24 protein-coding genes are annotated in these 23,500 nt (G+C 42.9%); 2 read left to right on the top strand and 22 right to left on the bottom strand.

Going from position 1 to position 23,500, the window contains the following annotated elements; all coding sequences use genetic code 11:
• Nucleotides 1-309 precede the first annotated feature (309 nt).
• The 7 genes from UB51_RS13110 to rplS all read right to left on the bottom strand — a co-directional run bounded on the left by UB51_RS13110 (nucleotide 310) and on the right by rplS (nucleotide 6,193).
• Nucleotides 310-693 (bottom strand): YraN family protein, encoded by a 384-nt coding sequence (locus UB51_RS13110; protein ID WP_044877675.1) that lies wholly within the window; start codon nucleotides 691-693, stop codon nucleotides 310-312.
• Between the two features lie 3 nt (nucleotides 694-696).
• Nucleotides 697-999 carry an EscU/YscU/HrcU family type III secretion system export apparatus switch protein gene (locus UB51_RS13115; RefSeq protein ID WP_044877676.1) on the bottom strand — a complete coding sequence of 101 codons (303 nt, stop codon included), beginning with the start codon at nucleotides 997-999 and terminating at the stop codon, nucleotides 697-699.
• Nucleotides 996-3,116 carry a hypothetical protein gene (locus UB51_RS13120; protein ID WP_044877677.1) on the bottom strand — a complete coding sequence of 707 codons (2,121 nt, stop codon included), beginning with the start codon at nucleotides 3,114-3,116 and terminating at the stop codon, nucleotides 996-998. The genes UB51_RS13115 and UB51_RS13120 overlap by 4 nt, the downstream gene beginning before the upstream one ends.
• A gap of 72 nt (nucleotides 3,117-3,188) precedes the next feature.
• Nucleotides 3,189-3,839, bottom strand: coding sequence for a ribonuclease HII (locus UB51_RS13125; RefSeq protein WP_267884703.1), 651 nt, complete (start codon nucleotides 3,837-3,839; stop codon nucleotides 3,189-3,191).
• Between the two features lie 278 nt (nucleotides 3,840-4,117).
• Nucleotides 4,118-4,987 carry a ribosome biogenesis GTPase YlqF gene (gene ylqF, locus UB51_RS13130; protein ID WP_267884704.1) on the bottom strand — a complete coding sequence of 290 codons (870 nt, stop codon included), beginning with the start codon at nucleotides 4,985-4,987 and terminating at the stop codon, nucleotides 4,118-4,120.
• A gap of 50 nt (nucleotides 4,988-5,037) precedes the next feature.
• Nucleotides 5,038-5,670, bottom strand: coding sequence for a signal peptidase I (gene lepB / locus UB51_RS13135; RefSeq protein WP_144407014.1), 633 nt, complete (start codon nucleotides 5,668-5,670; stop codon nucleotides 5,038-5,040).
• A gap of 178 nt (nucleotides 5,671-5,848) precedes the next feature.
• The gene (gene rplS / locus UB51_RS13140) at nucleotides 5,849-6,193 is read right to left on the bottom strand and encodes a 50S ribosomal protein L19 (protein ID WP_044877678.1); all 345 of its coding nucleotides are present in this window, start codon (nucleotides 6,191-6,193) and stop codon (nucleotides 5,849-5,851) included.
• Between the two features lie 273 nt (nucleotides 6,194-6,466).
• Here rplS and UB51_RS13145 point away from each other — a divergent pair, with 273 nt between their 5' ends.
• Both UB51_RS13145 and UB51_RS13150 read left to right on the top strand, forming a co-directional pair.
• Nucleotides 6,467-7,723 carry an MFS transporter gene (locus UB51_RS13145; protein ID WP_044877679.1) on the top strand — a complete coding sequence of 419 codons (1,257 nt, stop codon included), beginning with the start codon at nucleotides 6,467-6,469 and terminating at the stop codon, nucleotides 7,721-7,723.
• 99 nt (nucleotides 7,724-7,822) lie between these two features.
• A complete protein-coding gene (locus UB51_RS13150) occupies nucleotides 7,823-8,392 on the top strand; it encodes a winged helix-turn-helix domain-containing protein (protein ID WP_044877680.1) in 570 nt (189 codons plus the stop codon).
• 97 nt (nucleotides 8,393-8,489) lie between these two features.
• Here UB51_RS13150 and UB51_RS13155 read toward each other — a convergent pair whose 3' ends face one another.
• The 15 genes from UB51_RS13155 to fabD all read right to left on the bottom strand — a co-directional run bounded on the left by UB51_RS13155 (nucleotide 8,490) and on the right by fabD (nucleotide 23,484).
• The gene (locus UB51_RS13155; protein ID WP_044877681.1) at nucleotides 8,490-9,845 is read right to left on the bottom strand and encodes a dipeptidase; all 1,356 of its coding nucleotides are present in this window, start codon (nucleotides 9,843-9,845) and stop codon (nucleotides 8,490-8,492) included.
• A gap of 33 nt (nucleotides 9,846-9,878) precedes the next feature.
• The gene (gene trmD, locus UB51_RS13160) at nucleotides 9,879-10,616 is read right to left on the bottom strand and encodes a tRNA (guanosine(37)-N1)-methyltransferase TrmD (RefSeq protein ID WP_044877682.1); all 738 of its coding nucleotides are present in this window, start codon (nucleotides 10,614-10,616) and stop codon (nucleotides 9,879-9,881) included.
• A 2-nt stretch (nucleotides 10,617-10,618) separates the two neighbouring features.
• Complete coding sequence (rimM, locus tag UB51_RS13165; protein WP_044877683.1) at nucleotides 10,619-11,140, bottom strand: ribosome maturation factor RimM; 522 nt, start codon at nucleotides 11,138-11,140, stop codon at nucleotides 10,619-10,621.
• Between the two features lie 136 nt (nucleotides 11,141-11,276).
• Nucleotides 11,277-11,507, bottom strand: coding sequence for a KH domain-containing protein (locus UB51_RS13170; protein ID WP_044877684.1), 231 nt, complete (start codon nucleotides 11,505-11,507; stop codon nucleotides 11,277-11,279).
• Between the two features lie 21 nt (nucleotides 11,508-11,528).
• On the bottom strand, nucleotides 11,529-11,801 hold the full coding sequence (rpsP, locus tag UB51_RS13175) for a 30S ribosomal protein S16 (RefSeq protein ID WP_044877685.1): 273 nt from the start codon (nucleotides 11,799-11,801) through the stop codon (nucleotides 11,529-11,531).
• A 36-nt stretch (nucleotides 11,802-11,837) separates the two neighbouring features.
• On the bottom strand, nucleotides 11,838-13,220 hold the full coding sequence (gene ffh / locus UB51_RS13180) for a signal recognition particle protein (protein ID WP_044877686.1): 1,383 nt from the start codon (nucleotides 13,218-13,220) through the stop codon (nucleotides 11,838-11,840).
• Between the two features lie 22 nt (nucleotides 13,221-13,242).
• Nucleotides 13,243-13,599 (bottom strand): putative DNA-binding protein, encoded by a 357-nt coding sequence (locus tag UB51_RS13185; RefSeq protein WP_044880133.1) that lies wholly within the window; start codon nucleotides 13,597-13,599, stop codon nucleotides 13,243-13,245.
• Nucleotides 13,600-13,769: 170 nt separating this feature from the next.
• Entirely contained in the window at nucleotides 13,770-14,417 is a 648-nt protein-coding gene (gene trhA, locus UB51_RS13190) for a PAQR family membrane homeostasis protein TrhA (protein WP_044880134.1), read from the bottom strand.
• A 220-nt stretch (nucleotides 14,418-14,637) separates the two neighbouring features.
• Complete coding sequence (gene ftsY / locus UB51_RS13195; protein WP_044877687.1) at nucleotides 14,638-15,648, bottom strand: signal recognition particle-docking protein FtsY; 1,011 nt, start codon at nucleotides 15,646-15,648, stop codon at nucleotides 14,638-14,640.
• Between the two features lie 37 nt (nucleotides 15,649-15,685).
• Nucleotides 15,686-19,255, bottom strand: a complete 3,570-nt coding sequence (smc, locus tag UB51_RS13200) for a chromosome segregation protein SMC (RefSeq protein WP_044877688.1) — start codon at nucleotides 19,253-19,255, stop codon at nucleotides 15,686-15,688.
• Between the two features lie 181 nt (nucleotides 19,256-19,436).
• Entirely contained in the window at nucleotides 19,437-20,135 is a 699-nt protein-coding gene (gene rnc / locus UB51_RS13205) for a ribonuclease III (RefSeq protein ID WP_044877689.1), read from the bottom strand.
• Nucleotides 20,136-20,147: 12 nt separating this feature from the next.
• Nucleotides 20,148-21,386, bottom strand: coding sequence for a beta-ketoacyl-ACP synthase II (gene fabF / locus UB51_RS13210; RefSeq protein WP_044877690.1), 1,239 nt, complete (start codon nucleotides 21,384-21,386; stop codon nucleotides 20,148-20,150).
• Nucleotides 21,387-21,495: 109 nt separating this feature from the next.
• The gene (acpP, locus tag UB51_RS13215) at nucleotides 21,496-21,729 is read right to left on the bottom strand and encodes an acyl carrier protein (protein WP_044877691.1); all 234 of its coding nucleotides are present in this window, start codon (nucleotides 21,727-21,729) and stop codon (nucleotides 21,496-21,498) included.
• 47 nt (nucleotides 21,730-21,776) lie between these two features.
• Entirely contained in the window at nucleotides 21,777-22,526 is a 750-nt protein-coding gene (fabG, locus tag UB51_RS13220; RefSeq protein ID WP_044877692.1) for a 3-oxoacyl-[acyl-carrier-protein] reductase, read from the bottom strand.
• 34 nt (nucleotides 22,527-22,560) lie between these two features.
• Complete coding sequence (gene fabD, locus UB51_RS13225) at nucleotides 22,561-23,484, bottom strand: ACP S-malonyltransferase (protein ID WP_044877693.1); 924 nt, start codon at nucleotides 23,482-23,484, stop codon at nucleotides 22,561-22,563.
• Between the last annotated feature and the right edge of the window lie 16 nt (nucleotides 23,485-23,500).

Genomic DNA, 23,500 nt, shown 5'->3' on the forward strand with positions numbered 1-23,500 from the left:
ACCGATATCCATGAGTCTTACTACGAAATCGTCTGTATTTTCTCCAATATCAGCGCCTGATAACTTGTATGCCACTGGTCCGATCACTGCGATTTTGAGAAAGAACAGAAATACCCTTATCAACCATTCATATATTGGAATAAACGAATGACACGATAAGGTAATAGTGCGGAAACGAAAAAAAGCTGGATTTAAGATGTCCTTATACGAATAGGACATCTTAAATCCAGCTTTTATATATTAGTAATTTAATAATTATGATATAAATACTATTATTTCGGAATAAAGGATAAATAAACAATACCAATTTTAGAAAGCATCTAGAATATGCTCCATCTTTAAGACCGTCAACTCTTTATTCAAATTTACAGCCATCACATCGAAACGAATAGTCTGTGTTTCAATTTGTTTATAGTATAAATATACTTCTGCAGTTTTACGTACTTGACTCATTTTACGAGCATTCACAGACTCAGCTGGTGTACCGAACTGTGTAGTATTCCCAGTACGACTGCGAACTTCCACTATAACAATCACATCATCCTTACAAGCAACTATATCCAGCTCACCACTGCGGCAACGCCAATTGCGGTCTAGAATATGATATCCTTCAGCAATTAAATGGAGTGCAGCCGCTTCTTCAGCAGCCGCTCCTTTTTGCTTGCGTGTATTGTTATGCATCTGTCCATTCATGAACTAGAATCTTCCTTCCCTAGCCAGACTGTCAGTACGGTAAATATACGATAATACCTCAGCAACTAGCTGATATAACTCAGCGGGTATTTGCTGATCCAAATCCAGTTGAGATAGAACCTCAACTAAAGCAGCATCTTCTTGTACAGGAACTCCATGTTCCTTAGCCCGTTCAAGTATCGTATCTGCCAATTTACCACGACCCTTAGCTACCACGATTGGTGCCTCTGACTCGCCAGGAGTATACTTCAGTGCTACTGCCTTTTTCATGGATATCTTCGGCTCTTCCTGCGCCTTATCACTCATACCTTCATATCCACTCCTTTATATGTTGGAGGAGTAAATTCAGTTGTTATACTACTCTGTTTACCATCTATTTGTTCGATGGTTGGCACAGGTAAAGGTTCCGCTTTAAGACTCAACAGCTGATATCCAACCGATTCAATCGCTTGGGATATTTCTTCTCTCCGATCCTCAATTAAGGAGGTTATCCAAGTGTTATCATTGTGTACTTTTAGGGTGACTATTTTGTCGACCACCTGTACATCAATAAGTGTTGTACCTAAGTGCTTCATATCTAAATCAAACCATAACCGACAGTTGGATGCATCAAGTTCACCTTTTTTGCCACGTCTAGACTGTATATGCACAGAGGCGGTCTCCTGACCGTCCTGTCCAGTAAACGGAATAAACATCGTTACTTGAGCAAAGGGGGCTGTACGATCTGTATTCAGCAGCAATTGTTGACCTGTCATATGCTGCACAAGCTGCTGTGCAGCTTCCTTCAGGGCCACAGGTACATCATTTCTTTCTAACACATGTAACAAAAGCCCCTTCAGCGTATCCTGACTCACATTTAACGCCTCTGCATTAGGTCGCATCATCGTTTCGGATCCCAATGCTGGATTTCCATGCGAAGATAATGGCGTAAACATACGGTTTATTGCTTCTTGAACTGAATTTGTCGGTGTAGCTCCTGTCATTCCCACTTCCGTAAGTGGCGTCTGATTCCCCTGTGTAGTCGGACTTGCTTGAACCGTTACAGGTATGGCTGTATTCCCGCTTGCTGATACAGGTGCGGGAGTACTTCCCGTTACCGGTACTTGTGTTGATGTTGTCGTCTGCTGGGCAGACACGGCCGTAGCACCTGCCTGCGCCTGTGCACTGCTTGTCGCTGGCTGCCCTTGCATTGGCACCGCCTCGGGCGTTGATGCAAGCCCTGCAGTTGCGCTTCCTTGCTGCGCGTTCCCCGCCGTAGCAGCTTGCCCCTGCGGGGCTTGCGCCGGCATGTTCGTGCCGCCGCGCACAGCCTGCTGCTCGTGCTCTGCACCGAGCAGCTTCAACATCCGCCCCACCCACGGTGTATCTTCATGGGCTGCTGGGGCGGATGCTGGCGAAGGCGCAGCGCCTTCGCCTAGAGGTGCCGCCGTAGCCGTAGGCGGCACCGTGCCTGCCGCGATCCCAGAGGGAGCGGCAGCACTTGCACTTGCCGGCGGCGTAGCCACGCCGGCTGACATGCCCGGCTGCGGCGCAGCGCCGGGCGTATTACCGCCGCTAGGCGTAGCTGCGGCGGGGACTGACCCTGGCGCAGCTTCCGGCGCCGGGGCTGATGCTGTCAGCTGCGTACCACGCAGCTGTTGCAGCACATCCTGCAGCTTCGCTAAAAGCGGCTGCAGTGTAGAATTTGCGGGCGCCGTAGCAGTACCGCCTTCCTTACCAACAGCAACAGTTGCAGGCTCTGCAACTACCTGAGCTGCCACATTCGACGGCGGCTTAACAATAGTCGGGGTCGATCCATCATTCATAGCGTCAGCCGTCCCTAACGAATTTGATATTAAGACAGCTAGTTGCTCTCCAAGACCAGAAAGCAATTGGTGCAAAGGAGGGCCAAATACAGCTTGCTGTAATCCCTTTACACTTTCACCGGTCATAGGGAGACCACGCTGAAATGCAATTGCTGCAGACTGAATCCACTGCTCTACTGGAACAGCTGTAGGCTTCGCCATTAACACCCCGGTAAATAACACGGCATTCTCTTTCGTTATAGGCACACCGCTAGCCTGAAGCGTCTGTATCATTTCGCGATTAGCCTTTGTATCTGATAATCCAACGGATGTTAATACATCTGCAATAGAACTAGCAGGAATAGCCGTATATGGCGATTGACTTAATGGCTTCATGACCATTTTGCCATCCTCACCCGGTGGCTGCACCTGCAACAGGGTAGCTTGCCCCTGTTGCAAAGGCGTCTCTAACTTAGCCTGAACCTTCACACCTTGGATCTGTAAGACAGCATCCTGTCCATCCTCAGAGACACTGAGTACAACACCTCTAACCACTTGCCCCGTCTTCATTTCTAATTTGTTAACATCTCCGACCTTACTATCTCCAAGCAGTCCGCGCATCATTGATCCGATATTCACAATACTTCCTCCGTTCCCTAGCGCTTCTTTATATATATCGGTGCTAAACAGACTTAGCTTAAGGTCCTTTATTCAAAATAATGTTTGCTGCACCACTTCTAGATTTCTTAGGAAACTTCGACGATGCATCTTTGTGGGTCCAAGCTCCACAATTTGTTGACGATGAAATTTAGTTGCATACCCTTTATGTACCGCGATACCGTATTCCGGATACATCGCTTCCCACGTCCCTTGACACAAACGGTCGCGTGTCACCTTAGCTATGATGGACGCAGCTGCAATAGATTGACTGTTAGCATCTCCCTTAATGATAGAGAGTTGAGGAATGTCAACATCTACCTTCTCAGCATCGACCAACAAAAAATCCGGTTCCAACAACAAACTCTCTAGCGCCCTCTTCATGGCTAGACGCGATGCCTGTTTAATATTAATAAGGTCTATTGTAGCAGCATCCGCGTAACCTACGCCCACAGCTAACGCATTCTCCATGATGACATCATATAGATATTCACGCTTCTTCTCATTCAACTTCTTAGAATCGTCAACACCTTCAATCAGCAATCCTTCAGGAAGAATGACCGCCGCTGCAATTACATCACCGAAGAGACAACCTCTTCCCACCTCATCTATACCTGCAACGTGTTGATAAGACTGCTCCATACACTTTTTCTCATGCTGTAACATATCAATCACAACGATTTCCGTTTCTTCTGTCTTGCGCACGATTCATCCCTCCGTAAACCCACTATCATATCTCAAAGATTACTACCTTAGAATAACTCAATTAACTTCTAGCTTACCATATCAAGAAGTGTCTGCACATCCTTCACAGCCTTCTCTCGACAGGAATTCAAGCATTTCTATACAAGAAGAAACGGCTTCGCCATCCTTAAAGGGACGGGAACCGTTTCTTGTAGAAACATAAGCAAAATATAGTTGAATCCTATATTTTCTTATATCACAAAAAAACCACCGTATCAACGGTGGCCTCATCACTTTGATTAATAGGGTTCTTCCATAGAGAATCGACCCATTTTACCCGCACGCAAATCATGAAGTAAGATACGCGAAGCCTTCTCTAGATCGACTCTGCCACCACTCATTAAACAGCCCCGTTTGCGTCCTATATCTTCTAATAACTTAATAATATCGTCGGAACTTTCCGGATCGATAGGAGATTCGTTCTCAAGACCGAAACGCTCTTTCATCGGATCCCAATAATATTTAGAAAGATATTTAACTGCAAAGAAAGCCACATCTTCCAAATTCATAATTTCTTCTTTAACCGCGCCTGTAACAGCTAAACGATATCCGACATTCATGTCCTCAAATTTCGGCCACAAAATCCCTGGAGTATCCAACAGTTCCATTTCTTTGCCCACTTTAATCCATTGCTGACCTTTGGTTACCCCGGGACGATCACCCGTAATAGCAATACTCCGACCTGCGAGTTTGTTGATCAACGTGGATTTACCCACATTCGGTATTCCTACAATGAGCGCACGAATAGATCTTGGATTCATACCTTTAGAGATTTGTTTATCGATCTTTGCCTTCATCAACAATTTGAGTTGAGCCGGGATGTCCTTCACACCAGTGCCTGTGGAAGCATCCACAGGAAAAGCGACATGTCCTTGCTTTTTGAAATAATCTAGCCATTTTCTCGTTACTTCCTGATCCGCTAAATCCGCTTTATTCATGATAATGAGTCTCGGTTTATTTAGGAGAATCTCATCAATCATTGGATTACGACTCGATAGTGGAAGACGTGCATCAATAAGCTCTATCACAACATCAATTAACTTTAATTTATCTTGAATCTGGCGGCGTGCTCTGGTCATATGACCTGGGAACCACTGAATCGTCGTCACCGTCTTCACCTCATATTCTTAGCCACAACTATCCTATATTTCCACAGTTGTTAATGGTTTATCCATTCAATATCTTTTACAGGCCAAAAAATAACATCTGCCCGGCCTACAATATCACTTAGCGGAACGAATCCAATCATCCGACTGTCTTTACTGTCTGAACGGTTGTCCCCCATAGCAAATACATAGCCCTCAGGTACCTTATTGTCTGTAAATTCGTCATTCGGGAAATCTTTATCATTATAAAGCCTGTCTTGCTGATGGGCTTCATCAATCGCACCTTGTATGTAGGTTTCATTAACAGGCTTACCATTCACCAGTACCGTATCGCCTTCCACCTTAACTGTGTCTCCAGCAACCGCAATCACTCGTTTAATAAAATCTCTGCCTTCTGAAGGAACATGAAAAACAATCACTTCCCCATGTTTAGGTTCACGAATGTCATATAGAATTTCATTCACAATCACACGTTCACCCGTATGAAAATTAGGCTGCATGGAAGGACCATCTACAATAAATGGTTTGAAAAGCAACCACCGAATGAGAACAACTAATATTACCGCGATGATAATGGCCTTAAGCCACTCTACGATTTCATTATTTCTTTTCTTGGATGGTTTATCCTTATCCTCATGATCTTTTATATCATCTTGTGTTTGTTGAATATCCATATCCTGTTGCATCACGTTCACCACCTTCTCTGATCCTCGTTATTACGACAAGGTATAGGCGCTATACCGAAAACAAAAGCTCCTCAACGGAGCTTAGCTTCAAATAAATGAAAGACATAACTCATTGTATGCCCTTATTATCCTAAAACGAAAGGGACTTGAAATCAAGCCCCTTAAGGTTGTTCGCTTTTTAACGGCGAATTTCTTTAATTCTCGCTGCTTTACCGCGTAGTTCGCGAAGATAGAAGAGTTTAGCACGGCGTACTTTACCGCGACGAGCCACTTCAATTTTCTCGAGTTTAGGCGAGTTAAGTGGGAAAGTTCTTTCCACACCAACACCGTAAGAAACTTTACGTACTGTAAAGGTCTCACCAATTCCGCCACCACGACGTTGAATTACAACACCTTCGAATAATTGGACACGCTCACGAGCTCCCTCGATAACTTTTACATGTACTTTCAAAGTATCTCCAGGGCGAAAGTTAGGCAAATCAGTGCGAAGTTGTTCTTGAGTAATCGCTTGTAGGATATTCATATTAGAATTCCCTCCTTCCATACAGGTGTTCTTGCCTCTTCCAGAGAAACATATTCTCTTTCATTATTAACAGAGGACCACCGTAGTCATACACAACAGGAGTAATTATAACATAGGTTTCTCTCCTCATGCAAGAAGTTTTGACTCTTCACTTGATTATTTTACGATTTCGATAACACAACAAAGTGTATTGACAAATATACGATTATAGTTAAAATTTAGTTAACAATAAAATAATTTTAACGTTAACTAAATTTTATAGGAGTGTTCCTTATGACAGAAGCAACTCTAACCAAGAAAACGGGATTAAGAGAATTGAAAGTGAACAAACCTTTTATGTACCTTCTTACTGCCAAAATCATTTCCCGTTTTGGTGACTCCATAGACTCAATTGCTTACAGTTGGATGGTTTACTTACTTACTGGATCCAAGGTGTTAATGGGGAGTTTGTTTGCGATAAATTTTGTTCCGGGGATAGTCTTCAGTCTCTTTACCGGTGTACTCGTAGATCGTTGGAATCAACGTATGATTGTCATGATTGCAGATGCAAGTAGAGGTTCTATCGTTATCATTACAGGATTACTTTATTGGCAAGGACTTTTACAGCCTTGGCATTTATTCTTGTTTACGTTTATCAATTCAACATTCGAATGTTTTGCTACTCCCGCCGAAATGTCACTTGTCCCTCGTATTCTTCCCAAACAACTTCTACTCAGTGGCAATTCCATCTCTTCTACTTCTGCACGTATTGCCGAATTAGCTGGACTCGCTGCCGCTGGTGCCCTCATAGGACTCATCGGTGTGTCAGGTGCTCTTATCATAGATGGATTGACCTTTTTAATCTCGGCATTACTTATTGCTTTTATCACTGTGCCCAGCGATTCTCCTTCTCATTCCAGCACATCGAGCACACAACCAAGCTATTTCCAAGAATTTAAAGTCGGCTTAACATTCATTGCGTCTCATAAACTTTTAATTATTATTATGTGTGTAGCTACCTTTGTTAACTTGTGCCTTACCCCTTTTAATGTGCTTAACACCGTATATGTAAAGGAACTTCTTAACGAAGGTCCTATTGGATTATCTATTCTTGGTATCTCTCTGATTATAGGCATGATTGTTAGTGGTCTATGGCTCAGTATTAAAGGTCCGTCCTTTAAAAAGAGTAAATTGATTGTGAGCGGGTTCATAATTTTAGGCATTAATTACGCCTTACTTTTTATACCTGTAGCTCTCCCCATTTATCCCCTTTACTCCGCTGCGATCTTTAGCTTCGGAATGGGCATTGCTGTTCCCCTCGTGAGTACACCAACAGCCACTTATTTGTTGGAAGTTACACCGAAAGAAATGCTTGGCCGAGTTGGATCGTTATTCAATATGGTCTGCACATGTGCTATACCCTTGGGAAGTGTGCTAGCAGGATTTGTTGCTGAATTCATACCCGTGCATACGATCTATCTCCTATTAGGTGGCCTCCTTATCATTCCAGCTGTTTATTTAGTGACACAGAAGGATTTCATGAAAGTTTGATAAGACGACTATCTCTTTGTGCTTTATCCATCCGCAGATTATAATGAATGAAGTGCAGAGTATGCATAAATACGGATCTTATGACTGAGGTGCACGTAGATGGACACAAAAATACTGAGAACACTTGAAGAAATCAGAATATATTCGGACCCTTACAGAATGGATATCATGGGAGAATTCCAGAAAATAGACAGACCTGCTACGATCAAAGAAATTGCAGATATTATGGGCGAAGTTCCTGCCAAAGTGTACTATCATGCCAAAAAACTAATAAGCATTGACCTTCTTACACTTGACCATACTAAACAAATCAACGGTATTACCGCGAAATATTATCAACCTTTCCAAGGTGGTGTTAGCATTGTTCGTAGTGAAATACACCATTCAGAACAACATGTATTTTTATCAGAAGCTCAAAAATTACTTGAAGATATTTATACAAAGAGTAAAAATAAGTTTATTAGCTTAAGCAATATCGATAACCCTTACGGTAAACTAGAGAATTCAGAAGTCTACTTAACTTCTGAGGAAGCTAAAGAATTTTTTGAATGGATCAACCAATTTCATATGAAACATCACAAGAAGGATGCGCACAAAGAACAAGAGAAGTATGATGTCTTTACCTCCATCGTTAAAATCCCCGCAGAAGACAAGAACAAGCCATCCTGAACATCATATGATATCACTATAAAAAAGCCACCGGGAATGGATGTAAGTTACATCCATTCCCGGTGGCTATTATACAGCACTTCGAATCAAGTTCCTCTTAAACCTGGTTCAAAAACTCCACAATCGTAAGAAGTCCTTTATCAAAGTTATCCAAATTGAAATGTTCATTCGGCGCATGTAGATTCTCATCCGGTAGCCCGAAGCCCATTAATACGACAGGAACACTTAACAAGCGTCCAAATGTTTCGACAATGGGAATCGAGCCTCCATCCTTAGTAAACACTGGACGAACCCCGTATACATGCTGGAATGCATCTGCCGCCTTCTGCAGCATTGGTGTAGATGGATCAATCGTGAACGGATTTCCTTTTTCACGTTGAATAACCGATACTTTAGCACCCGTAGGAATATTCGCATGAATATGACGTTCAATTTTATCTAGAATATCTTGTGGCTTCTGATACCCTACAAGACGACAAGTAATCTTCGCATGTGCTTCTTTCGGAATAACAGTCTTCGACCCTTCACCTTGAAACCCGCCATAGACCCCGTTTAATTCCAGTGTTGGACGAGCTCCCGTTCTTTCAACAAAGGAGTAACCTTCTTCTCCGTAGAGAGCGTCAAGACCCAAATCATGTTGTAATTTGTTCTCATCGATCGCTTGCTTTACAAACTCCGCTTTCATTTCAGGCGAAAGTGCAGGTACATCCTCATAGAAACCTTCTACATTTACGCGTCCTTGATCATCGTGAAGTGTAGACAGAAGAGAAACGATTGCATGTAATGCATTAGGAACCCCACCACCAAAGGAACCTGAATGAAGATCTGTATTTGCTGTTGTGATCTTAACATCTAGTGAGCACAGTCCGCGTAGTCCTACACAGATTGCTGGCTTCCCTTTTTCAAGTAATGATGTATCTGAGATCAACACCACATCTGCTGCCATTTCCTCACGGTGTGATTCTAAGAACGAAGGCAAGTTCGGACTCGTTACTTCTTCCTCCCCTTCAATGCAGAACTTAATATTAACGGGAAGTTCCTTCTCTTGTTTAAGAATGGCTTCAACAGCTTTAATATGTAGAAATACTTGACCTTTATCATCCGTTGCTCCACGAGCATAGATTTTATCTCCACGGATCGTCGGTTCAAATGGAGGTGTCTCCCATAAGTGAAGTGGATCTACCGGTTGTACGTCATAATGTCCATAGACTAATACTGTAGGTTTACCCGGTGCATGCAAATGGTCTGCGTAAACAATAGGATACCCTTCGGTTTGATGGATAGTTACATTCTCTAGACCTGCTTTAGTTAGTGCATCAGCCAACCAATCAGCCGCGCGGTTCATATCAGGTTTGTGTTCTGACAATGCCGAAATACTCGGAATTGATAACCATTGTTTAAGTTCCTCTAGATGTTGTTCTCTTACGTTTTGAAAATAAGTTTGATAGTCCATTATTATCCTCCTCTTATCATGAATAATCTATTCTCATTCAGATTCCCTAGCTAGTTGTTGCAGATACTTCTTATCTTGATCACTAAGTGTCAATTTCTTCAATAGATCAGGACGACGTGTGAAGGTCCGCTTTAGCGCCTGCTCTCTGCGCCAAACTTCTATATTAGCATGATGTCCACTTAATAACATATCTGGCACCTTCCAGCCGCGGAACTCTGCAGGACGTGTATAATGTGGATATTCAAGTAGTCCCGTGCTGAAAGAATCAGTCATCGCTGACATCTCATTTCCCAACACCCCAGGCAGAAGCCTCACCACGGAATCAATGACTGTCATTGCAGGCAGCTCACCACCTGTAAGCACATAGTCTCCAATGGACAGCTCATCTGTCACAAGATGCTCTCGTATACGTTCATCATACCCTTCATAATGACCACATACAAAGATTAAGTGCTCCTCCTGTGATAACTCCTCCGCCTTTTGCTGAGTGAACGTCTCTCCCTGTGGGCACATCAATATGACTCTTGGACGTCTCGAGGTGTTCGTAAGCAGGTCTTCAACCGCAGCAAAAATAGGCTCGGGCTTCAGCACCATGCCTCCGCCTCCGCCATAGGGCGTATCATCTACTGTATGGTGCTTACTAAGTGAATAATCCCGAAAGTTAATCGCATTCAAAGACACAATACCCTTATCATTCGCTTTACCTAGAATACTGCTACCGAACACACCTGTGAACATTTCGGGAAACAAGGTCAAGACATCTACCTTCATGATTACAACAATCCTTCCATCAGGTGAACCTTAACCTTTTGATTCTTCACATCTACATCCAGTACAACTTCATCAATAACAGGAATTAGAATATCAGGACCTGATGATGGCTTGATGACCCATACATCATTTGCACCTGGAGTAAGGATCTCCTTAATCACACCCAGCGCCTTATCTTGATCCTCATCTGTATACACAACACAGCCTATAATCTCGTGAAAATAGTACTCATTCTCTGGTAATTCCACTACATCATCCTTGGATACCTTCAGAATACTGCCCTTGTACTTCTCTACTTCATTGATGTTGCTGAATCCTTCCAATTTCAAAATGTACATTTCCTTATGAAAACGTACAGATTCTATGGTTATCCAAAAAGAATTACCCTCAGTTGGAATAAGAAACAATCGTTTCCCTTTAGCGAACCGCTGCTCAGGAAAATCTGTATGTGATAATACCTTGATTTCACCTTTAATTCCGTGAGTATTTACAAGTTTACCCACCGTTAATAATTGCTCTGACATATGACCCTCCTAAAATAACCCCACCAAGTGGAGACTATACTTCAAAGCGGAAACATTGCGTTAAAAACCTATTCTATCATCTTCAGCATGTACGAAAAAGGGTTAGGACATGCATCCTAACCCACTTTTGTATATCTTAAGATATAATATCCACGGTTATACGTTTTTCCATTTTAACTGCTGCAGATGTGACTACCGTGCGCAGTGCCTTAGCAATCCTACCCTGCTTGCCTATGACTTTGCCTACGTCATTAGGATGAACAGACAATTCATAGACAACGAGATGATCCTTCTCCACCGTCGTGACGGTCACATCTTCAGGATGATCCACCAAAGCCTTAGCAATAACACTAACTAATTCTTCCATAGATACCCTCACATTCAGTTATTATTTCTGTAACTTAAGGTCATGGAATTTTTTCATTACTCCTGCTTTGCTAAGCAAGTTACGAACTGTATCGGATGCTTGCGCACCGTTTTGAAGCCAAGTCAGTGCTTTATCTTCATCGATTTTAACTACTGCCGGTTGTTCGATCGGATTGTAGTAACCAATTTCTTCGATAAAACGACCATCACGCGGGGACCGAGAATCCGATACCACGATACGGTAGAATGGCGCTTTATGTGCTCCAATGCGTTTAAGACGAATACGAACTGCCATGAAATTCACCTCCTTCAATAAATAAAATAGTTATGCTTAACGGAATGGAAACTTCATACCGCCTTTACCAGCTAAGCCCTTCAGCTGTTTCATCCCTTTTCCTTTGGGACCTTTAGGTCCCATCATATCCGAGAACTGCTTCATCATACGACGCATTTCATCGAACTGTTTGATCAGGCGATTCACTTCGGCAATATTAGTACCACTACCTGTTGCAATCCGTTTGCGACGATTATGGTCGATCATATTAGGATGTTGCTTTTCTTCCTTAGTCATAGAGAAGACAATCGCTTCAATTCGACCCATTTGCTTATCGTCTACCTTAATGTCTTTGGCTTGCTTCATCTTGCCCATACCAGGAATCATATCCATAATTTGATCGAGAGGTCCAAGCTTCTTCACTTGATCCATTTGCTCTAGGAAGTCATCAAACGTAAATTCCGCATTACGCATTTTACGTTCCATTTCCTTAGCTTTCTCAACATCAATGTTAGATTGAGCCTTCTCAATTAGAGAGAGCATGTCACCCATGCCTAGTATCCGTGAAGCCATCCGATCTGGATAGAAAGGCTCTAAAGCATCGATTTTCTCACCAAGTGCTGCGAATTTAATAGGACAACCCGTAACCGCTTTGACAGAAAGTGCGGCACCACCACGTGTATCTCCATCAAGTTTAGTGAGCACAACACCGGTAAGTGCTAGCATGGTATTGAAATTCTCAGCCACATTAACTGCATCTTGTCCAGTCATTGCATCTACAACAAGTAACACCTCATCAGGGTTAATCGCTGTGTGAATCTGGCGTAATTCCTCCATCAGCTCTTCATCAATGTGTAAACGTCCAGCCGTATCCATAATCAGATAATCATGTCCGTTATCCTCAGCGAATTTCAAGCCTTGCTTAGCAATTTCAACAGGGCTAACTTGATCACCTAATGAAAAAACAGGAACATTAATCTGTGACCCTAAAACTTCGAGTTGTTTAATGGCAGCAGGACGATAAATATCACCTGCAACGAGTAATGGACGAGAATTTTGTTTCTGAAGAAGCTTAGCCAACTTACCCGATGTGGTTGTCTTACCCGCACCTTGGAGACCGACCATCATAATAACCGTTGGTGGCTTATTAGACTTAACAAGCTTGGCCTGACTTCCACCCATAAGTTCAGTCATTTCCTTATTAACGATATCAATAATGACCATGCCTGGTGTGAAGCTGTCCATCACTTCTTTACCAATGGACTTCTCTTTGACCTTGGCAACGAATTCTTTCACCACTTTGAAGTTAACGTCCGCTTCCAAAAGAGCAAGGCGTACTTCACGCATCGCCTCGTTCACATCATCCTCTGACACTTTACCTTTGCCGCGAAGCTTACTGAACACGTTCTGTAATCGATTGGTTAATCCTTCAAATGCCATTCGCTGCCACCTCCCTTACCCTTTATTCATATATCTGTAGTTGATCCAGAATCTGGGTTATCTTTAGTTTCTGCTCCTGGTTAAGATCACAATCTTGAAGTATATTGCGAAGCTCATCCAGCTCATGATTGCGGCGTTCATATTTCTGTAGAAGATTTAACTTCTCTTCATACATTTCAAGAACATGTTCCGCACGTTTAATATGTTCATAGATTGCTTGCCGACTAATATTAAACTCAGCTGCAATTTCCCCAAGGGAAAAATCATCGTGGAAATAATATTTCAAAAACATCTGTTGCTTATCTGTAAGTAGGTATTCATAGAAATCAAACAACTGATTGATTCGGTTTGTTTTCTCGAGTCGATCTTCTTGACTCATCATAGGGGCACTCCCTTCGTCAAGGAAAAACACTTTACAGATCTTCAACGTCACTAATCATACATAAAAAAAAGAAAGATGTCAAGTACTTATCCTTGTCATCTTTCAAATTGAATTTAGTATGATCTAATTTTTATCCTCAAGCTGTGATTTGGACCTTATGTGACCTCTCATTGATTAGGTAGAAGGTACAAAAATACAGCTAGAAAATGGAGTACACTCCCTGCCAGTACGAACAAATGCCATACTGCATGGTGGAAAGGAAACCCCCGCCACACGTAAAATACTGTCCCAAGTGTATACATGATCCCACCTAAAGCAAGCAGTGTCATTCCACCTGTAGGAACTGCCGCTGTAAGAGGAACCCAAGCAATGACGATCATCCAACCCATAATGATATAAAAAATCGTGGACATAAACAGAAATTTTTTAACAAAGAATGCTTTGAACAAACAGCCTAGAATAGCAAAACCCCAAACGATCCCAAACAACGTCCAACCTAACGAACCGCGAATCGCAACTAACATGAAGGGAGTATACGATCCTGCTATATAGAGATAAATAGATGAATGATCGAAAAATTCAAACAAATCTTTGGTTTTACCCTCTTTGAAGCTGTGCACTAGCGTTGAGTTTAAATATAACAGAAGCATGGTCACACCATAGATCGTAAAACTGACGATATGCCACGGTGTTCCTCTAATACTTGAAAATACAATCAACAGTACAAGTGCTGCTATGCTAAGAACCGTTCCAATCCCGTGGGTAACTGCATTAGCCACTTCCTCACGGCGAGTATAAACATGCGTATTTGCCATAAACAAAATCCTTTCTCTTCTCGCTCAATACCAAAATCCTTAGAGCCTTTTTCCTTCCTCGATATTTAAATTATACACCTCTTATAGCTAGAATTTCCACTCGCTCTAAAATAAGGCCTAGCTTTGATCCTTACTTCAAAAAATATCTAGCAATCAAAAAAAGGCATCCGCTATGTTCTAGCGAATACCTTCTTCCTTACTTTGTATAATATGGTTCTCTCTATTTAGAAATCTCTTCTGATTCTTCTTCAGATTCGGTCTCTTGAATCATGCCAGCAAATAATGCATGTACAAATTGTTCTGAATCAAAGGGTTGTAAATCTTCCATTTTCTCGCCTAGACCTACCCATTTCACAGGGATATTCAGTTCTTGACGAATGGCAACGACAATCCCCCCTTTAGCCGTACCGTCCAGCTTCGTGAGTACAAGCCCAGTCACGCCACTTTTCTCACCAAACAACTTCGCTTGGCTAAGTGCATTCTGACCGGTTGTCGCATCCAATACCATCAACACTTCATGTGGAGCACCTGGAATCTCCCGTTGAATGACACGGAAAATTTTGTTCAATTCATCCATTAGATTCGATTTATTCTGTAACCGTCCTGCTGTATCGCAGATTAACACATCGGCTTGACGCTGTTTAGCAGCTTGGACAGCATCAAACATAACCGCTGCCGGATCTGAACCTGCCTGCTGCTTGATCACATCCACGCCCGCACGTTGTCCCCACACCTCAAGCTGTTCAATCGCCCCTGCACGGAATGTATCGCCAGCGGCTAATACCACCTTTTTACCTTCTTGCTTGAAGCGATGCGCCATTTTGCCAATGGTAGTTGTCTTACCCACGCCATTTACACCTACGAATAGAATAACGGTAATCCCATCCTTATTCACGTTCATCTCATTGTCATTATCCCCACGTAACAGTTCCATCAACTTCTGAGATAAAATAGGCTGTAACTCCATCGCATTTTCAATCTTTTGCTTTTTAACTTCTGCTCTTAGCTCATCGATCAATTTCATGACCGTATTAATCCCTACATCCGCACCAATTAGAATTTCTTCCAGCTCTTCATAGAATTCTTCATCTATTTTTTTGCGACGAATCATAAGATCAGATACTTTTTCGACGAAACCCTTGCGTGTTTTCTCAAGTCCATCTCTAAATTGCTTCGTAACCGATTCCGTTTTGCTAGAAATATTATCTTTTAACCTCTTAAAAAAGCTCATATATTCCTATTCCCTCCATCTCTATACTCTATCGAACTTAAGCAATCTCAGCTTCCTCATTCTCTAATTTAACAGATACCAACTTGGAGACGCCACCCTCTTCCATCGTGACCCCATAGAGTACATCTGCCTCCTCCATAGTGCCTTTCCGATGGGTAACGACAATAAACTGCGTCTGTTCGGAGAACTCACGTAAATATTGAGCGAAACGCACAACATTGGCTTCATCCAGCGCGGCTTCTACTTCGTCCAGTACACAGAAGGGAACGGGCTTCACCTGCAGAATAGCGAATAAAAGTGCCATCGCAGTTAATGCTCGTTCGCCCCCAGATAATAATTGAAGGTTCTGCAGTTTCTTCCCCGGTGGTTGAGCCACAATATCAATCCCGGTATCCAACATATGCTCCGGATCGATTAACACTAGATCGGCTCTTCCTCCTCCAAACAATTTGGAGAATACGGTTCCGAATTCACGGCGAATAGCATCGAACGTAGATTTAAACTTTTTGGACATCTCATCATCCATTTCACGAATGACTTCATACAGTGTCGTCTTTGCTCCAATTAAGTCTTCCTTCTGCTCACTTAAGAATTGGTATCGCTCATTCACACGCTGATATTCCTCAATCGCACCCAGATTGACCTCTCCAAGGGCTGAAATCTCACGTTTCAACTCCCGAACCACATTCTGAACAGCAAGTATATCATCAGGAATAGGATAACGCTGCTTAGCTAACTCGTAACTCAGTTCATAATCGTCACTAAGCTTCTTCAGAATATTGTCCAGTTCCACATCTAGACGGTTAACACTGATCTCAGTCTGACGAAGCTGATCCTCTACCCCACGAAGCTGATTGCGTTGCTCTCTAGTCTCATTCTCTTCCATCTCCAGCTTCCTGGACAGCTGTAGGCGGGAAGCTCTTGAGAAATCAAGTTGTTCTGAAGATCTTTCCTTATTTAATTTATAATGATTCAAATCGTGAATCTGCTGTGAAGACTCTTTAGCATTCGAGATCAAATCGGCTTCAATGGTTGCAAGAATTGCCTTGGTCTGACGTAAGTCCTTATCCTGCGAGTTGAAATCTGATCGCAACCTACGAAGCTGCTCTTCGATAGAGAAGCATTCTTGATCCAGCTTCCCTTCTCTAACTTTCATCTGAGTCAACTGACCTTGTAGCTCATCCTTAGCTGACTCACTAGCTTTACGAGCGAATTCAGCGGCATGTATAGCTTGATGCGTAGCCTGCTCTTGTTCCTCAAGCTGTTCAAGCTTCTTCACCGCTTCTTCACGGCTAAGTGCAATCTCTTTCTCTTCATCCGAGAAACTTTTCTTCTCTTCGCCGGCCATTTCAACCTGTTCCATTACATGACGAAGTTCATGTTCTAGTTGCTTCAAATCGCCGGCTGCTTGTTGTTCTTCCATCCGCTTCACATCACCGGATTGCCGCAGCTCATCCAATGTAGTCTGCGTTTGTGTCAACTGACTCTTTAACTGTTCAATACTATCTTGAAGTTTAATCAGTTGCTTCTCTGTCTCATTAATTTCTTCATCAAGTTGATCCAATTGGCGTTTACGGCTAAGCAAGCTGTTATTCTTCTTATGCTGGCTCCCCCCTGTCATGGACCCACCAGCGTTAACGATATCCCCCTCAAGGGTTACCACTCGATATCTGTATTGACATCGTGAGGCAATTTTATTAGCATGCTCTAACGATTCAGCAATAATGACATTACCAAGCAGACTCCCAACAACCGGAGCATACTTAGAATCATATTGAACCAAATCTGCTCCGATGCCAACAAATCCTTCTGCTCCCTCAATATCAGAACGATCGCTGGCTGAAATATGACGAGCACGCATAACATCTAGAGGGAGAAACGTAGCTCTACCCAACTGGCGCTGCTTCAGGAATGCAATTGCCTGACGAGATACCGCTTCATTATCCATCACGATATGCTGAAGGCTAGCCCCCATAGCTGTCTCCATGGCAAGCTCTAGCTTCTCTGGTACCGTAATTAATTCAGCTACTGCACCCTGCACGCCACTCAGAATGGATTTACGTGAAGCCTTCAATACTTCTTTAACGCCGAGCATGAAGCCCTCGAAATCCTCTTGCATTTCCTTCATGGTATCCCGTCGAGAAGTTTGAGCTTCCCGCTTCTGTTCCCATTTACGCAGAGCTCCTTGGCTTTCTTCAAGCAGTCGCTGCACAGATTGATAACGTTCACTCGCAGTAATATATCCTCCGCGTAGCTCCCTAATCTCATTCGCCAGCTTCTCTATAGATGAATCCATTTGTTTCTTACGTTGTAATAGTTCGTCCTTCTGCGAAGTCCACTTGCCTGTCTCTTCCTCTGCCCTATTCATTCGGCGAGCAAGAGTCTCCTTCTGTTGATCCGAATAACGTATTTCATTACGGGCTTGAGCCATTTCATTCATTAGATCTAGCAAAGAGCCCTTTAAGGTCTCTTCTTCATGCTGGCTGATCCCACCTGTGACGGAAGTGAGCTTAGCTTCTTCCCCTGACAACTGAATACGAAGTTGCTTAAGTTCTTCTTGTAACGCTTCTAGCTTATCCTGCAAAAGAGCTAACTCAGCTTTCTTACCCTCAAAACGTTCATCACCAGTGTTTAAAGTGTCCGCCAACTGTTCTCGGTTCGCTTCTAGGTTTCTCTTACGTTCCTTAAGAACTTCTCCATAGCCTTCACTCTTCTCGTAAGCCTCACTGAATTGAAGTAACTCACTCTGGAGTGTCTCCACTTCTTGTTCAAGCTTACGGAGATCCGAGCGTTCGCTTTCCAACTTCGCATCATGTGCTGATACTACAGTAGATAACTGTAGCTGCTGTTCCTGCAACACGGAGAGCTTTGCATTCGCTTCGCTCCAACCGTTATGAATTTGCTCAATTTGATGTACATACATCGAGATTTCCTTGCTTTTTAACTGCTCACGAAGATGCTTATAATGCACTGCTTTCTCAGACTGTTCTTTCAGTGGACCTATTTGATCCTCTAATTCAGTCACTAAGTCATGAATTCGAAGTAAATTTTGCTCTGTTTCATCCAACTTACGAATAGCATCTTTTTTACGTGATTTATATTTTACAATCCCAGAAGCCTCTTCAAAAATCCCTCTTCGGTCCTCTGAGCGGGTACTTAAAATTTCTTCAATTCGTCCTTGACCGATAATGGAGTAAGCTTCTTTACCAATACCGGTGTCCATGAATAATTCCGTAATATCTTTCAAACGACAAGAATGCTTATTAATTAAATACTCACTATCTCCATTACGATGAACCCGGCGCGTAATGGTTACTTCACTGAAATCAAGAGGCAGTACATGATCCTCATTATCTAGTGTTAGAGACACCTCGCCGAAATTAACCGCTTTGCGCGCATCGCTACCCGCAAAAATAATGTCTTCCATTTTGCCGCCACGTAAGGATTTAGCACTTTGCTCCCCTAGCACCCAACGAATTCCGTCGGAAATATTACTCTTACCACTGCCATTAGGACCTACTACTGCTGTTATACCCCTGACAAATTCCATTTCTGTTTTATCGGCAAAAGATTTGAAACCCGTCAATTCAATCCTTTTCAGAAACATATTCCCCAAATCACCTCTAAACCTTATAATACCACAAGTTCTTCTACTGAAAATACTATCTAAAAATCAGTTAATCACATTCATAGCAAAGAGCAAAGAGCAGTCTATGGACACAAGTATGCATCCCTAGTTTGAGACTACTCTTTGCTCTTTAGTTATGAATGACCTATGCACCAAAGCATTAGGATTCCTTAATCTTCAACTGATCGAGAGCAACTGCTGCAGCTTGCTGCTCAGCCTCTTTCTTCGAACGACCACTTCCACTACCAAGACACTCGTTTCCCATGTACACCTCAGAAACAAATTCTCGCTCGTGAGCAGGTCCTCGTTCTTCGACGATCCGATATTCAATCAGCCCCATATTATGTTGCTGTGTCAGTTCTTGAAGCTCTGTTTTGTAATCGCTCATTTGCTGCTTTCCACTCGCAGCTACCTGAGGAAACACATGGATATCCAAGAATTTCCTTGCTGCTTCAATTCCTTGATCCAGATACAATGCTCCAATAAAAGCTTCAAATACATCTGCTAATAGTGCAGGGCGTGTACGCCCACCTGTAAGTTCTTCACCTTTACCTAGCAGTACATATTGTCCAAATTCTAGAGTCACCGCAAACTTAACAAGGGACGGCTCGCATACAATTGCGGCACGAAGCTTAGTAAGTTCACCTTCAGGACGAGTTGGGAAGAGATTGTATAGATACTCCGATACTGTTAACTCCAATACCGCATCTCCTAGAAACTCCAAGCGCTCATTATCATGATGCTGGCTGAATCGATGCTCATTGACGTAAGATGCGTGGGTAAAGGCCTGCTTCAATAGCAGCTTATTGTGAAATTGGATATCAAGTTGCTGCTGTAACTGTTTCAGATCTCCACTCAACAAACCGTCCCCTTACACATCATATTTTTTCAAAATAATGGTCGCATTATGACCACCAAAACCGAATGAGTTAGACATAGCTACTTGGATGTCAGCTTGTCTCGGAACATTAGGAACATAGTCTAAATCACATTCCGGATCCGGATCATCCAAATTAATAGTAGGCACGAGTGTCTGGTTCTGTATTGAAAGACCGCAAATGATCGCTTCCACTCCCCCAGCAGCACCCAATAAGTGACCTGTCATAGACTTCGTTGAACTTACTGCAACCTTGTAGGCATGATCACCAAGTGCGAGCTTAATGCCTATCGTTTCCGACTTGTCGCCCACAGGTGTTGATGTTCCATGCGCATTAATATAATCAATATCTTCTGGCTTAATGCCCGCATTACGGATAGCCATCTTCATACAACGAGCAGGTCCATCAGGATCCGGTTCTGTCATATGATGAGCATCTGCACTGAGCCCATAACCAATCACTTCAGCCACGATGTGTGCACCGCGCTTCTGCGCATGTTCCAAGGATTCAAGAACCATAACTCCAGCTCCTTCTCCCATAACGAAACCATCACGTCCTTTATCAAATGGACGACTCGCCTTACTTGGCTCATCATTACGAGTTGACATAGCACGCATAGCGCAGAACCCCGCTACTCCCGTCGGACGAATTGTCGCTTCCGCACCACCACAGATCATAACATCAGCTTCGCCATTCTGAATCCAATTGAAGGAATCTCCAATGGCATGAGAGCCTGATGCACATGCGGTAACCGTAGTCGTGTTAGGTCCCTTCGCTCCAACCAGAATGGATAAATGACCTGAGGCCATATTCGCAATCATCATCGGAATAAAAAAAGGACTTACACGTTTGGGACCTTTCTGAAGTAGCACATTATGCTGATCTTCCAAAGTACCCAGACCGCCGATTCCAGAACCAATAATAACGCCAATACGACTAGGGTCCTCTTCATTCTTAATATCAAGACCACTATTCTTTATAGCACTCATACCAGCAGCTACTGCAAACTGAACATAACGATCCATTTTGCGAGCTTCCTTACGTTCAACGTATTCCTCTGGGTTGAAATCTTTCACCGAAGAAGCAATTTGTGTAGCGTAGTCAGTAACATCAAAGGCCTCAATTTGGGAGACTCCGGATTTTCCTGCCATCAGGTTGTCCCAAAATGTATCCAAATCTTTACCCAGTGATGTCATGACACCCATACCTGTTATCACAACTCTATGTTTCAAAATACACCCACCTCTATATAAACTGCATATGCCATATTATTCGTAATTCACAAAATGAGGAGAAAGCCCCGCCTATATATTATCAGGTACGGGACTTACCATGGTTCACTTAGGTATGAGATTGTATGTAGTTAACTACTTCACCCACACTTGTAATTTTCTCTGCATCTTCATCAGAGATTTCAATATCAAATTCATCTTCTAATTCCATTACTAATTCAACAACGTCTAAAGAATCAGCACCAAGATCATCTTTAAAAGATGATTCTAGCGTAACTTCAGCTTCGTCAGCACCTAAACGATCGACAACGATGCGTTTTACACGCTCCAATACATCGGACATCCGGTTCACCTCCTCTTTGGTATTATACGAGAATTTTTTTCAAAATGCTACATTACCATTCCGCCGTCCACATGTAGTGTCTGGCCCGTCATGTATGATGCACCATCAGACGCTAAAAAAGCAACTACTTTTGCAATTTCTTCTGGTTGCCCTAGTCTTGCCAGCGGAATATCTGCAGAAAGTTTACTCCGTACTTCCTCTGGCAATTCCTTAGTCATATCCGTATCAATAAATCCAGGAGCCACACAATTGACTGTAATGCCACGTGAAGCAAGCTCCCGAGCAGATGACTTGGTAAGACCAATTACACCCGCTTTCGCGGCTACGTAATTAGCTTGCCCCGCATTCCCAAGAACCCCAACTACAGATGAAATATTAATAATCCGACCATAACGTTGCTTCATCATAGGTCGTGTGACTGCCTTTAAACAGTTAAATACACCTTTAAGATTGGTTTCAATCACTTGATCAAATTCTTCTTCTTTCATGCGCATAATTAGATTATCTCTAGTTATCCCTGCATTATTCACAAGGATGTCAAGACGTCCCCATGCGCTGATAGACTCCTTCACCAAGTTCTCGGCCTCTTCACTTTTTCCAACATTAGCTTGTAAGGCAATAGCTTCTACACCCATGGCTTGTATCTCTACCACAACTTCTTGCGCTGCGGCTTCATTCCCAGAATAATTAACGATGATATTAGCACCATTTCCAGCTAAGGTTAGAGCGATGCTACGGCCTATTCCACGGGATGCTCCTGTCACCAGTGCAACCTGTCCACTTAAAGGTTTGGACATGCAATTTCCTCCTTTCCTCAAGTATACACTTGTTTTATCCAATAGTTTCAACACTTTCCAAATTGTTGATATTGATTAATGTAAGAGTTTTATCAATTTTTTTGATTAGTCCTGTTAATACATTTCCTGGTCCGATCTCAATAAACGTATCTACACCTTGCTGAATCAGATAGTTAATGCTATCCTCCCACAAAACAGGCGAATACACTTGTTTCACTAACAAGTCACGAATTTCTGCACCACTTGTAACTTGCTGTGCAGTCACGTTAGCGACAAGCGGAATCGTGGGCTCATTAAACTGCACAGAACTCAGTCTAGCTTCAAGCTGTTCTGCTGCTTCCTTCATCAAGGAAGAGTGGAAAGGACCGCTGACTTCAAGCAGAATTGCTCTTTTGCCACCTGCTTCCTTTACCCGTTCACATGCAGCAGCAACACCTGCTTGTGACCCAGAAATAACAATCTGCCCTGGGCAGTTGATATTCGCAAGTTCTACCAAATGACCTGCCTCGGTAATGCTTTGGCAAAGACTTGCCAAACTTGCTCGATCTGCGCCAAGCACAGCAGCCATAGCCCCTTGCCCTTCTGGAACAGCTTGCTCCATAAATTGACCACGAGCTCTCACGATGGATACTGCGTCATCTAACGATAGAACGCCAGATGCTACAAGCGCGCTATACTCACCCAAGCTATGTCCTGCAACATAATCTGCTTGGATTCCCTTACCTCGAAGAGCCTCCAAATAAGCAATGCTTGTAGTCAGCAAAGCAGGCTGCGTATTAAAGGTCTTCTTCAACTCACTGTCAGGCCCTTCAAAAATCATGGAAGTCAGCGAAAACCCTAAAGAAAGATCCGCTGATTCAAAGATTTGCCGAGCTTCTGCTACAGTATCATAAATATCTTTACCCATACCTACCGATTGAGCTCCTTGCCCTGGAAACACCAATGCTACTTTCCCCATTGTACAACTCCTCACC

The sequence above is a fragment of the Paenibacillus sp. IHBB 10380 genome, assembly GCF_000949425.1.
In the GTDB taxonomy this organism is placed as follows: Bacteria; Bacillota; Bacilli; order Paenibacillales; family Paenibacillaceae; genus Paenibacillus_AQ.